The organism is Rhizobium sp. LjRoot258 (assembly GCF_964254185.1).
Taxonomy (GTDB): Bacteria; Pseudomonadota; Alphaproteobacteria; order Rhizobiales; family Rhizobiaceae; genus Rhizobium.
The window spans coordinates 3,991,059-4,003,399 of record NZ_CAXUST020000001.1 but is presented as its reverse complement, the minus strand read 5'-3'; the positions used below and the strand labels follow the sequence as shown (position 1 = coordinate 4,003,399).

At 60.6% G+C, this 12,341-nt stretch carries 12 protein-coding genes and 1 tRNA gene; 8 read left to right on the top strand and 5 right to left on the bottom strand.

Features of this window, described 5'->3' with window-relative positions:
• The first annotated feature begins 77 nt into the window (after positions 1 to 77).
• On the top strand, positions 78 to 521 hold the full coding sequence (locus ACSQ9D_RS19615) for a PACE efflux transporter (protein ID WP_436283540.1): 444 nt from the start codon (positions 78 to 80) through the stop codon (positions 519 to 521).
• A gap of 83 nt (positions 522 to 604) precedes the next feature.
• On the opposite strand, the gene ACSQ9D_RS19610 is transcribed toward ACSQ9D_RS19615, so the two are convergent.
• Together ACSQ9D_RS19610 and ACSQ9D_RS19605 are read right to left on the bottom strand one after the other, a co-directional pair.
• Complete coding sequence (locus ACSQ9D_RS19610; RefSeq protein WP_436283539.1) at positions 605 to 2,086, bottom strand: NAD-dependent succinate-semialdehyde dehydrogenase; 1,482 nt, start codon at positions 2,084 to 2,086, stop codon at positions 605 to 607.
• Between the two features lie 35 nt (positions 2,087 to 2,121).
• Positions 2,122 to 3,399, bottom strand: a complete 1,278-nt coding sequence (locus ACSQ9D_RS19605; RefSeq protein WP_436283538.1) for a 4-aminobutyrate--2-oxoglutarate transaminase — start codon at positions 3,397 to 3,399, stop codon at positions 2,122 to 2,124.
• 193 nt (positions 3,400 to 3,592) lie between these two features.
• Between ACSQ9D_RS19605 and ACSQ9D_RS19600 the strand changes: the two genes are divergently transcribed.
• From ACSQ9D_RS19600 to ACSQ9D_RS19590, 3 genes are all read left to right on the top strand, one after another.
• On the top strand, positions 3,593 to 4,402 hold the full coding sequence (locus tag ACSQ9D_RS19600; protein ID WP_436283537.1) for a MerR family transcriptional regulator: 810 nt from the start codon (positions 3,593 to 3,595) through the stop codon (positions 4,400 to 4,402).
• 74 nt (positions 4,403 to 4,476) lie between these two features.
• Positions 4,477 to 5,103 carry a ribonuclease D gene (locus tag ACSQ9D_RS19595; RefSeq protein WP_436283536.1) on the top strand — a complete coding sequence of 209 codons (627 nt, stop codon included), beginning with the start codon at positions 4,477 to 4,479 and terminating at the stop codon, positions 5,101 to 5,103.
• A 229-nt stretch (positions 5,104 to 5,332) separates the two neighbouring features.
• Positions 5,333 to 6,871: a hypothetical protein gene (locus ACSQ9D_RS19590; protein WP_436283535.1), complete on the top strand. Its 1,539-nt coding sequence runs from the start codon at positions 5,333 to 5,335 to the stop codon at positions 6,869 to 6,871.
• 90 nt (positions 6,872 to 6,961) lie between these two features.
• Here ACSQ9D_RS19590 and rpsA read toward each other — a convergent pair whose 3' ends face one another.
• The 3 genes from rpsA to ACSQ9D_RS19575 all read right to left on the bottom strand — a co-directional run bounded on the left by rpsA (position 6,962) and on the right by ACSQ9D_RS19575 (position 10,130).
• Complete coding sequence (gene rpsA, locus ACSQ9D_RS19585) at positions 6,962 to 8,665, bottom strand: 30S ribosomal protein S1 (RefSeq protein WP_007798943.1); 1,704 nt, start codon at positions 8,663 to 8,665, stop codon at positions 6,962 to 6,964.
• Positions 8,666 to 8,832: 167 nt separating this feature from the next.
• Positions 8,833 to 9,480 carry a (d)CMP kinase gene (gene cmk / locus ACSQ9D_RS19580; protein WP_436283534.1) on the bottom strand — a complete coding sequence of 216 codons (648 nt, stop codon included), beginning with the start codon at positions 9,478 to 9,480 and terminating at the stop codon, positions 8,833 to 8,835.
• Between the two features lie 8 nt (positions 9,481 to 9,488).
• Positions 9,489 to 10,130, bottom strand: a complete 642-nt coding sequence (locus tag ACSQ9D_RS19575; RefSeq protein ID WP_436283533.1) for an FMN-binding negative transcriptional regulator — start codon at positions 10,128 to 10,130, stop codon at positions 9,489 to 9,491.
• A 239-nt stretch (positions 10,131 to 10,369) separates the two neighbouring features.
• Here ACSQ9D_RS19575 and ACSQ9D_RS19570 point away from each other — a divergent pair, with 239 nt between their 5' ends.
• The 4 genes from ACSQ9D_RS19570 (at position 10,370) to ACSQ9D_RS19555 (ending at position 12,335) form a co-directional block, all read left to right on the top strand.
• The gene (locus tag ACSQ9D_RS19570; RefSeq protein WP_037115215.1) at positions 10,370 to 10,759 is read left to right on the top strand and encodes a TIGR02300 family protein; all 390 of its coding nucleotides are present in this window, start codon (positions 10,370 to 10,372) and stop codon (positions 10,757 to 10,759) included.
• A gap of 148 nt (positions 10,760 to 10,907) precedes the next feature.
• Positions 10,908 to 10,983 (top strand) — tRNA-Ala (locus ACSQ9D_RS19565).
• A 234-nt stretch (positions 10,984 to 11,217) separates the two neighbouring features.
• A complete protein-coding gene (locus ACSQ9D_RS19560) occupies positions 11,218 to 11,517 on the top strand; it encodes a hypothetical protein (protein ID WP_436283532.1) in 300 nt (99 codons plus the stop codon).
• Positions 11,518 to 11,624: 107 nt separating this feature from the next.
• Positions 11,625 to 12,335, top strand: a complete 711-nt coding sequence (locus ACSQ9D_RS19555) for a YoaK family protein (protein WP_037115217.1) — start codon at positions 11,625 to 11,627, stop codon at positions 12,333 to 12,335.
• Positions 12,336 to 12,341: the final 6 nt, after the last annotated feature.

Sequence of the window (12,341 nt, the reverse complement as noted above, 5' to 3'; positions counted from 1 at the left end):
TAAAAGGCCGTGAGGACGACCTCCCCCTCTACGGGCATCACCTCGGGACGACCCGAACATTCCCGCCGGGGGTAAATATGCGTAAGGCCGCAGATCGTATCCGTCACGCCATCAGCTTCGAACTCATCGGACTCGCGCTCGTCACGCCGCTCGGCGCGCTCGCCTTCGGCATGCCGATGGCCGATATCGGCGTGGTCGGCGTTGCCGGCGCGACGCTGGCGACGATGTGGAACTATGTTTACAATCTCGGCTTCGATCATTTGATGCAGCGTCTGACCGGCAGCACGCGGAAGAGCGTCCGCATCCGCGTGGCGCATGCGGTCATGTTCGAGGTGGGGTTGCTGCTGGCGTTGCTGCCGATGATCGCCTGGTACCTCGGCGTCAGCGTCATCCAGGCCCTGATGATGGACGTGTCGTTCGCGATTTTCTACATGGTCTACGCCTTCGTCTTCAACTGGGCCTATGACCGTGTCTTCCCGCTGCCGGATTGGCAGCCCGCAGCGCAAGCATCGCAAGGCTAGGCATCACGCAACCGGAGAAAAGGGACCGCCGCTGCCGGCGATCCCTTTCGTATTGTCTCTGAAGCATCTGAGCCAGACGTCGCTCAGACATTGCCCATGCAGAGATATTTCATCTCGAGATAGTCCTCGGCACCGTGACGCGAGCCCTCGCGCCCAAGGCCGGATTGCTTGATGCCGCCGAAAGGCGCCGTTTCCGTCGACATCAGACCGGTGTTGATGCCCACCATGCCGTATTCGAGCGCCTCGGCGACGCGCCAGACTTTCTTGAGGTCACCGGCGAAGAAATAGGCGGCGAGACCGAACTCGGTGTCGTTTGCCTGGGCGATGACATCCTCGACGGTATCGAAGCGGAAGAGCGGCGCGACGGGACCGAACGTCTCCTCGCGAGCGACCTTCATCTTGCGGGTAACGCCGGTGAGCACGGTCGGCGTGAAGAAGGTGCCGGCACCTTCGACGCGCTTGCCGCCCGTCAGGATCCTGGCCCCCTTCGAGACAGCATCCGCCACATGGCTTTCGACCTTCGCCAGCCCTTGCTCATCAATCAGCGGACCGATCGTCACGCCTGCCTTGAAGCCGTCGCCGACCGCCATCGTCTCGACCTTCGCCGCAAGCTTGGCGGCAAAGGCGTCGTAGACGCCGGACTGGACATAGAGGCGGTTGGCGCAGACGCAGGTCTGGCCCGCATTGCGGTACTTCGACGCCAACGCACCCTCGACCGCCGCATCAAGATCGGCATCGTCAAAGACGATGAACGGCGCGTTGCCGCCGAGCTCGAGGCTGATCTTCTTGATCTGATCGGCGCACTGGCGCATCAGAATGCGGCCAACCTCGGTCGATCCGGTGAAGCTGATCTTGCGCACCTTCTCGTTGCCGCAGAGTTCCTTGCCGATCGCCGGGCCGTCTTCGCCGACGATCACATTGAAGACGCCGGGGGGAATGCCGGCCTGCTCGGCAAGAACTGCAAGTGCCAATGCCGACAGCGGCGTCTGCTCGGCCGGCTTGGAGACAACCGCGCAGCCGACGGCTAACGCCGGTGCGATCTTGCGGGTGATCATCGCTGCCGGAAAATTCCAGGGCGTGATCGTGCCGACGACGCCGACGGGCTGCTTGATGACGATCATGCGCTTGTCGTTCGACGGCGCCGGGATCGTTTCGCCATAGATGCGCTTGGCTTCCTCCGCGTACCATTCGACATAGGCGGCGGCGTAAAGAATCTCGCCACGGGCCTCCGCGAAAGGCTTGCCCATTTCAGCGGTGAGGATGGCAGCCAGCTCATCGGCATGGGCGACCATCAGGTCGAACCATTTGCGCAGGATCCCGGCACGTTCCTTGGCAGGGCGCGCGGCCCAGGCCGGCTGCGCGGCATAGGCGGCTTCGATCGCTTCGCGCGTTTCGGCGGCACCCATGTCGGGCAGCGAGGCCAGAACCTCACCAGTAGCAGGATTGAGGACATCGAAGGTCTTGGTCGCGCCACCGGCTGTCCAGGCGCCGTTGATGTAACCGGCATCGCGCAGGAAGGGCGAGGAGAAGGGAACGTGCTTTGTCAGTGCAGTCGTGAATGCCATGTCATGTAACTCCAGGGCAGAGAAGGCCGGCGAGCCTACTTGCCACTTGCTTCGAGGATCGAGGCTTCCAGAATGTCAAGCGCTTCACCAAAGACACTGTCCTGGATGGTAATCGGGGCGAGGAAGCGGATGACGTTGCCGTGGACACCACAGGTCAGCAGGATCAGGCCCTTCTCAAGCGCGGTCAGGCGGACCTTGTTGGCGAATTCGGCGCTCGGCAGCTTCGTCGTTCTGTCGTTGAATTCGACGGCGTTCATGAAGCCCGGGCCACGGATATCAACGATCTCAGGCGCCCTCTCGCGCAACGATTCCAGACGCTGCTTCAACCGGCTGCCAAGCTGATTGGCGCGGTTGCAGAGATCTTCGTCCTTGATGACATCGAGAACCGCGTGAGCAGCGGCGATACCAAGCGGATTACCGCCATAGGTGCCGCCAAGGCCGCCCGGTCCCGGCGCATCCATGATGTCGGCGCGGCCGGTGACGGCAGCCAGCGGGAGGCCGCCGGCGAGGCTCTTGGCCATCGTCATCAGGTCGGGTGCGACCTCATGATGATCCATCGCGAACATCTTGCCGGTGCGCGCAAAGCCGGTCTGAACCTCATCCGCGATCAGGAGGATGCCGTGCTGGTCGCACAGTTCGCGCAGTGTCTTCATGAACGAGGCCGGCGCCGCATAGAAGCCGCCCTCGCCCTGCACCGGCTCGATGATGATTGCGGCAACGCGTTGCGGATCGACATCGGCGGCAAACAGCTTCTTCAAGGCTGCAAGCGATTGCTCAGGCGTCACGCCATGGAGCTCCACCGGGAACGGCACATGGAAGACATCGCCCGGCATCGCGCCGAATCCGACCTTGTAAGGCACGACCTTGCCTGTGAGAGCCATGCCCATGAAGGTGCGGCCATGAAAGCCGCCCCCGAAGGCGATGACGGCAGAACGGCCGGTCGCCGCACGCGCGATCTTCACGGCATTCTCGACGGCTTCGGCACCTGTCGTGACGAAGATCGTCTTCTTGGCGAAGTCCCCGGGCGTCAGCGCGTTCAGCCGCTCGGCCAGATGCACGTAGCTCTCATAGGGAACGACCTGATGGCAGGTGTGGGTGAAGTGATCGAGCTGATCCTTCACGGCAGCGATCACCCGCGGGTGGCGATGGCCGGTATTGAGGACGGCAATGCCGGCCGCGAAGTCGATATAGCGGCGACCTTCCCGATCCCAGATCTCGGCATTTTCGGCGCGATCGGCATAGATCTGCGTGGTCATCCCGACGCCGCGGGAAATTGCAGCATTCTTCCGGTCTGTAAGGGTGGTCGCTGTCATCGGTGCGCTCCTGCGCTCTGGAATGAATCGAAGCGATCTTGCATAAATTCTGCAAGGCGTATAGAAAATACCTACATTTTTCCTGCAAGAAAGCAAGGGGCATTTTCTGCTTCAAACCGTCGCCGTTTTCGGCGATGGTCGCTCAAGAAAACGAGGGCCGATACGGCCTCAAACGAACCGGGAATATTGGCTTATGAGCAATGGGACGCCCGTGCGCTACAAGGTAGCCGAGGCGGCAAAATCGGCAGGTGTTTCCGCATCGACCTTGCGCCTTTGGGAAAGCCAGGGCCTCGTCGTTCCGGATCGGTCGGCGACCGGACACCGACAATACAGCGCCGAAGACGTGGCACGGCTAAAGAAAATAGCCTGGTATCGAACCGAGCGCGGACTCAATCCGGCGGCCATTCGCGAGGCATTGGAAAGCGAAGAGCCGTCGGACAGTTCCGATACAGCGGCGGATGCCTCCGATCTCGGACGGCGGCTGCGCAGTCTGCGCCATGCCGCCGGCAAGACACTGGACCAGGTCGCAGGCGATGTCGGCATTGCCGCATCGACGCTGTCGACGCTCGAGCGCACATCCCAGGGTGTGAGCTTCAAGACGCTGCACGATCTTGCGGAATATTATAGCACGACGGTTTCCCGGCTTTCCGGCGAGGTACGCGATGCCGTGCCCGAGGTCGTCCGCGCAGGGGCTTGGCGCACCTGGCCGGAAACGACGCCGGGTGTCACCGTACAGCTTTTGGCCGAGGGTCGCACGATGATGGACTGCCATCGTTTCGTGCTTTCACCCGGTGCGGCGAGCGAAGGCGCTTACCGGCACGATGGCGAGGAGTTCATGCATGTGCTCTCGGGGCGGCTGGAACTGGTTCTCGATTCCGACCAGTTCTTCGACCTCGGGCCCGGCGATTCGCTTTATTTCGAAAGCCGCCGCTATCACTCCTGGCGCAATCGCCACGATGGCGAGACGATCCTGATCTGGATCAATACACCGCCGACATTCTGAGCCTTAACGGTATCGCCGGCCATGTCTTTGCGCTATAGCGCCCTGACAGACGTTTTGGATGAGAGACGAGGCAGATGGCAGCCACCATACGTTACCATGAAGGCGATATTTCCGCGGCAGATGCCGCCCGCTACACCGGAGCGATTGCCATCGACACCGAGACGCTGGGCCTTGTGCCGCGCCGCGACCGACTCTGCGTCGTGCAGCTTTCAGCAGGCGACGGCTCGGCCGACGTGATCCGCATCGCTGCCGGCCAAAAGGAAGCGCCGAACCTCGTCTCCATGCTCGCCGATACCTCCCGCCAGAAGATTTTCCACTACGGCCGCTTCGATATCGCCGTTCTGTTTTACACCTTCGGCGTCACCACGCAGCCGGTCTTCTGCACCAAGATCGCCTCGCGCCTTTGCCGCACATATACCGATCGGCATGGCCTGAAGGATAATCTCAAGGAAATGTTGGACGTCGATATTTCCAAGGCGCAGCAGTCTTCCGACTGGGCAGCCGCGACACTGTCGCCGGCGCAGCTGGAATACGCCGCCTCCGACGTGCTCTACCTGCACGCACTGCGCGACAAGTTGACCGAGCGGCTTGTGCGCGACGGTCGCATCGACCACGCCAACGCCTGCTTCGAGTTCCTACCGACACGCGCCAAGCTCGACCTGCTCGGCTGGGAAGAAACCGACATCTTCGCGCACAGCTGAAACGTTCCCGGATTATGCCCGATGTTGACCGGGCGCGGCCCGCCGCGCGCCGGCCATTAGCGATTCCTTAACGCCGTTTCGCTAGGATACTCGTTAATTTTTATGCATTCGACGGTGCGATGGAGCACCGAGTCAGGCAGGAGGAACTGCTGGGGAATGCGAAAGGCCGGATGAGCGCGGCCTTCTTGTAACCTGCTTTCACCGCACTTTACGAAAGAAGGAGCATGACATGTTGACTCCGGTTCGTTCAGCGTCAAATGCAAGCTTACCCTCCCAGGGCCAGACTGCGGCGGTCAGCGCCGACGGCCTCGTGGGTGCTGCCAGTGCAGTCGCTCCCGTGCACCAGATTCAGGGCGCGGATCTCAATTCTTCCGTTGCCGGCAAGCTCAACATTCTCCTGCTGGCTGTGCGGGCGCGCATGGTCGACGCCCTTCTCGATGTACTCAATGCCACGGGCGAGGCGCTTTCAATCCCGCGTGAGGACGACGAAACTGCCCTTGCGTTTGCCTCCCGGCTGGCCGCGGCAATTCAGAAGTTGCCGCCGGCGAAGATGGAACAAGTCGAGCGTCAGCTTGCGATGCAAGGCCAAGCGGTTCCTTTGCGCCTGCTTGCAACCGCACTTCGGAATCCGGCCGGACCGGAAGCCGCCCGCATCGCCACCTATCTCGAAACCATCCGCTACAAGGATCGCGATCTCGCAGCCCGCGCCGTTGTTCGCTCCTACGGCCAGAACGATGCCTCTCCGCTACGCCAGGAGCAGCGGACTGAAATCAGCATCCAGCGGGACAGTCTTGCCGCAGCAGCACGTCCTCTGACGACGAAGCAGGGACCGGAAGCTCCACGGCCGCAGGCATCGCTTGTTGCAGCCGCCTATTTCGATGCAGACGGCGAGAAGGTCCAACTCATCAAAGAATCTGCAGTCGTTGACGAGCCGATCGCGCACTTGACTGTCGAGGCGCCCCCTGAAGAGGCGGGCACCGAGTTCGGCCAAGATTTGCAAGGGGCCATACCGCCTAAGGAAGCCGCAGATCCGGCGCACGCAACCGCACAAGCGGACACACCGCGGGCAGTGTCCAAGGGCGATCCCATCATTCCGAAGCGCTGGCCGGCGATACCAGCCTCACTCTCGGACGATACGACAAAGCTGATCGTTGCAATCATTCAGGACCAGGAATCGGAAGCGTTGCTGGAGGCTGCCGATCCAGATCCCGCAGTCGAAATCGACATCATCCTCGGCGAGACGTTCCTTACTGATCTCCCGGAGGAATTGACCACCCTGCCCGATCGGCACTCGCCGCCGGATGGCGTGGCGCATCAATCGCCACTTGTCGCAGAACAACCGGCGACCGAAGCAGCCGCCACAGCCGCGAAGAAACACTCTGCACCGGAAGTGCCGGTGCCATTGATGGTACAGCAGGCGATCGATGAAACCTATGTACCGGTGCTCATGAAGATCGTCGAGGGCGTGCCTTACGCCATGCAGCCCTACGAATTCTCGAGGGACGAGGCCGACGACAGCGGCGCCCGCGAGATGTATCGCGAAGACCACAACGGCGGCGAGCCGTCGGAGGAGGATGCCGAGCAAGGCGATCCCCCGAATGATAGCGAGGCCGATATCGTCGCGGATGATGAAGCCGCCGTGATGGCCGCCCGGGAAAGCCAGGTCAAGGCTGGGACACCGCCCCACCGTCCGGCGCCGCCCCTACCAATGGCCGCGAGCATGGACGAAGCCTATACGCTCTACCGGCGCAAGGTCGACTGGGAATAGCCAGAGACCGCGACGACAACAGCACAAAAGCAAAGAACCCGCCGGATCGCTCCGGCGGGTTCTTTTATTCTTCAAGCCTGAGGCTAGCGATTATTCGCCGCCGCGGTTCTTCAGAGCCGCGCCGAGGATGTCGCCGAGCGAAGCGCCGGAATCGGACGAACCGAACTGAGCGACAGCTTCCTTCTCTTCCGCGATTTCCAGGGCCTTGATGGACAGCATGATCTTGCGGTCCTTCTTGGAGAAGTTGGTAACGCGAGCGTCAACAACCTGGCCAACCGAGAAGCGTTCCGGACGCTGTTCGTCGCGATCGCGCGACAGGTCTGCGCGGCGGATGAACGAAGTGATGTCTTCGTGGTCGACGAGCTTCACTTCGATGCCGCCGTCGTTGACTGCGATGACTTCGCAGGAAACGACTGCATTCTTGCGCAGGTCGCCGGAAGCTGCTGCTTCGCCGACAGCATCCTTGCCGAGCTGCTTGATGCCGAGCGAGATGCGCTCCTTTTCGACATCAACATCAAGAACGACAGCCTTGACGACGTCGCCCTTGTTGAACTCTTCGATGACCTGTTCGCCCGGACGGTTCCAGTCGAGGTCGGAGAGGTGCACCATGCCGTCAACATCGCCGTCAAGGCCGATGAACAGGCCGAATTCGGTCTTGTTCTTGACTTCGCCTTCGACTTCAGTGCCAGCCGGATGGTTGCGAGCAAAGGCTGCCCACGGATTTTCCAGCGTCTGCTTGAGGCCGAGCGAAATACGACGCTTGGACGGATCGACTTCGAGAACGACGACTTCGACTTCCTGGCTCGTGGACAGGATCTTGCCGGGGTGCACGTTCTTCTTGGTCCAGGACATTTCCGAGATGTGGATCAGGCCTTCGATGCCCGGCTCCAGCTCGACGAACGCACCGTAGTCGGTGATGTTCGTGACAGTACCGGAGATCTTCTTGCCTTCCGGATACTTGGCCTGGATGCCATCCCACGGATCCGACTCGAGCTGCTTCATGCCGAGCGAGATGCGGTGGGTTTCCTGGTTGATGCGGATGATCTGAACCTTGACCTGCTGGCCAATGGACAGGATTTCCGACGGATGGTTCACACGGCGCCATGCCATGTCGGTGACGTGCAGCAGGCCGTCGATGCCGCCGAGGTCAACGAACGCACCGTAATCGGTGATGTTCTTGACGACGCCGTCAACAACCTGGCCTTCTTCGAGGTTCTGAACGATTTCAGAACGCTGCTCGGCACGGGATTCTTCCAGAACCGTACGACGCGATACGACGATGTTGCCGCGGCGCTTGTCCATCTTGAGGATTTCGAAGGGCTGCGGGTTGTGCATCAGCGGGGTAACGTCGCGGATCGGACGGATGTCGACCTGCGAACGCGGCAGGAAGGCGATCGCGCCGTCGAGGTCGACCGTGAAGCCGCCCTTGACCTGGTTGAAGATGACGCCTTCAACGCGCTCACCAGCTTCGAACTTGGCTTCGAGCTTGATCCAGCTTTCTTCGCGGCGAGCCTTCTCGCGCGACAGAACAGCTTCGCCAAGAGCGTTTTCGATGCGCTCAACGTAAACTTCGACTTCGTCGCCGACCTTGAGCGAGCCGTCCTTGGCCTTGGCGCCGAATTCCTTGAGTAGGATGCGACCTTCGACCTTGAGGCCGACGTCGACAACGGCAGAATCCTTCTCGATTGCCGTTACGATGCCCTTCGTGACATAGCCTTCAGCCAGGTCGTGCTTGGCAAAGGACTCTTCGAGAAGAGCCGCGAAATCTTCGCGAGAGGGAGTAGCTACTGACATGTAATCTCCTGCATATCCGAGCCCGGATACGTATGCGCCGGTTGGTTCGTGTTGAACGGGCCTGAACCCAGTCCGCCTCCTGTCAGGAAGCAATCCGGCGCTTGGACGGAATTTCAGGCTTAGTCTTCATAAGCGACCCAGGCAGAGCTTGGGCAAATCGCTCGAATTCAGGTATTTCGGCTCAAAGCTGCATCGATGATCGATTTCGCAGCTTGAAACGCGGCCTCTATACTCATTTCCGACGTATCAAGCAAGTGCGCGTCTTCTGCTGGTTTCAAAGGGCTGTCGGCCCGTCCCATGTCGCGTTCGTCGCGCCGCTTGACGTCTTCGAAAATGGCATCGAAATCGGCAATGCCTCCCTTGCCTCTTATCTCGTCGTAGCGGCGCTTCGCCCGAACCTCGGGACTTGCCGTCACATAAAGCTTCACCGGCGCCGCCGGGCACACGACGGTACCGATATCACGGCCGTCCAGCACCGTTCCGGGCGCCTTTTCCGAGAATCGCCGCTGTGCCTCCACCAGTGCACGCCGCACCGCAGGCATGACCGCGATCTTCGAGGCCGCCTCGCCGATCTCGTGTTTCGAGAGTATATCGCGATCGAGACCGGCCAGTTCAACCTCGCGAGCCATCTTTTCTGCCACCGCCTCGTCGTCGAGCGTCAGGCCGGCGTCCAGCAATGCCTTTGCCGTGGCGCGGTAGGTAAGGCCCGTATCGAGATGATGGAAATCGTAGGTCTCCGCTATGCGGCGCGAAAGTGTACCCTTGCCTGCAGCGGCCGGCCCATCGATGGCGATCGTAAAGTGTCTGGAGGTCATTTGTCCGTTCATTTCTCCGTCAGCCCGCCGTAGCGACGAACGAGATCGACCATATCGGCCTGACCGGTCCCTTCGCCGAGACCGGCAGCAATCCCCTCGCGATCGGCAACCGGTCGGTTCTGGCTTACCTTCCACTTGCCTTCGATCGCGGCAATCTCGATTTCCACGCCGATGATGCCTTTCAGCTGCGCACGAATGAAATCATCCGGCGCGTCGCCGACCACCCAGGGCCTGTCACGCGGTCCTTCCTGTTGCGTGGTGATTGCGTTGATCTGCGCTAGCAGCCAGGCGGCATCGTCGATGACGCGCGCCTTGCCCCTCACCTGCACGATGGCGTAATTCCAGGTCGGCACGACTTTGCCGGTCTCCTGCTTCGTCTGGTACCAGGACGGGGTAATATAGGCATCGGCACCCTGGAAGACGGCAAGCACATCGGCGCCCGCCTCGATATCGCGCCACTGCGGATTGGCCTTGGCGAGGTGAAGACGCAAGATCCCCTTCTCGGATGCTGCGGCATCCAGATGGAAGGGAACCGAATTGGCCATCAGGCCCGAGGCGCCCGCCGTGATCAGCAAGCCGAGCGGATGCGCCCGGATCAAGGCGTGCTGAACACCCAAGTCGTCCTCACGAAAATGCGGCGGCTGGTACATTGTCTGACACCCATTCCGGCAGCCGGCCGCGCGCCGAGCTGCCCTGCAAATGAACAATCGCCGGCTCACTACCACAAATGGCGGCGCCGGTCATCCGGCGCGCATGAGCGATGCATGAAGTTTGGCTTTGACATGCAGTGCTGCAACGATTATGGGGACCGGCTTATAAATTCCGAATAGCACGCCGGTTTTCACGGCATTTGCCGAATCTTGATTCGGCCATTCTCACGAGGCTTACAGTGGCGAAAGCTGAACTTGGAACGAAGCGTACCGACCCGGAAACCGGCAAGAAGTTCTACGACCTGAACCGGGATCCGATTGTTTCTCCTTACACCGGCAAGTCCTATCCCCTCTCCTTCTTCGAGGAAACCTCTGCTGCCGCAGCGGCTGAAGTCCAGGATGAAGAGGAGGTGGCCGAAGTCGATACCGAAAGCACGGAAGTCGAACTGGTTTCGCTCGAGGACGCTGATGAGGGCGCATCTGGCGACGACATTCCAGATATCGGCGATGACGACGTCGAAATCGAAGGCGATGATGACGACGACACCTTCCTCGAAGCCGACGAAGACGACGACGATGACGACATGAGCGACATCATCGGCGTCACCGGCGACGAAGACGAAGTCTGATCCGATAAGTCTAGGCCCGGACGAGAAAATTTCGCCGGGCCGATCTTTTTGGCTTGCTATCTCCAAAAACCGGAAGTAATAAGCCGCCACTCCGCGAGGCAAGCCTTCGCGAAGCATCCCAGGACCGGCCACGCCGGACCGCCTTGATGGGGCTATAGCTCAGCTGGGAGAGCGCTTGCATGGCATGCAAGAGGTCAGCGGTTCGATCCCGCTTAGCTCCACCAAATCTTCCGAACATGTAGTACCGCCTCGTCTTATTCCATTGAAACGCCTGTGCGCGGAACGCGCGCCTGGAAAAGGTCCACCAGACCCTATCCGAATGGATAGGCTGTCTATATGCCTGTGCGATTCATTTCGCGGAGCGATCATGGTCTCCTATCCGGGTGTTCAAAGGTTCTGCGCCACCATCCAATTCTGTGCAGAAGCCTGGCGATTTCGGCAAGCCGGAGGAACCTCCCATGGAAGCCCAGAGATATAGCCTGCACAAGAACCTCAACATCTATTGGACAGTGTTTGACGACGTCACCGGCCAAAAAGCCGTGCTCGACGGGTTTGTCATGGATATGGTTACCGCCGAGGAGGGCGATGAATTGGTGGGCATGCTGAATAGAAACGACAGCGAAGACATTTTTCGTCCCAACACCTACCTCCCAGCCCTCACCGGCTTCGCTTGGACGAAGCGCCATCGCGACCTGGTGGAGCAGAACTATGTGTTGAGCGCGCCGGATGTCACGAGATCGCCAGCTACCGTCAACTGAACGACAGCTTGCCGTAGCGCTTCGCGCGCCATTGCTTTGCCAATTTTTTAGCAACACCGGCTATGGTTTCGATGCCGCCTTGTCCGGCGGAGTGGAGCCTTGGTTCAATGACACGAGAAAAACGGCGGCGGATCATTCATACACGCAGAACGGCAACGGGCCTGACCCTTGCCGGCGCGATCTCCTTTCTGGCTGGTATGACGGATGCGACGGGCCTCGCACTGACAGGAGACTTCGTGTCGTTCATGACGGGCAACACGACGCGCGCCGCCTTGTCGCTCGGCGATGGCAACCTGCGACATGCAAGCATTCTTCTTTTGGCGATCGTAGTCTTCGTGCTTGGAAATGCCGCCGGCATCGTGCTCGCTTATTTTGCCGACCGTCGTACGTTTGTTGTGCTTTCATGCGTCAGCATCGTGCTCGCAACCGCCTCGCTCATGGCGGGCGAGAGCCTGGCGATGCCGCGTTTCTATCTCATCGTTGCCTCGATGGGGATGGTCAACGCGGCGGTAGAGCAGATCGAAGGGTTACCGATCGGACTGACTTATGTGACAGGAGCCCTCTCGCGTTTCGGACGCGGTCTCGGACGCTGGATCGTCGGCGACAGGCGAGTGGACTGGACCATCCAGATCGTGCCTTGGGTCGGCATGCTGGCTGGAGCTATCGTTGGGGCGCTGCTGACACAGATCGCGGGGGCAGCGGCGCTGTGGCTGATTGCCGTTTTTGCGATGTTGGTTGCGCTTGCTACCCTCTTGATTCCGAAACGTACGCAACGCCGGTTCAACGCAGCGCCACGTTCGGCAACACGCATGAAGTGACGGTCG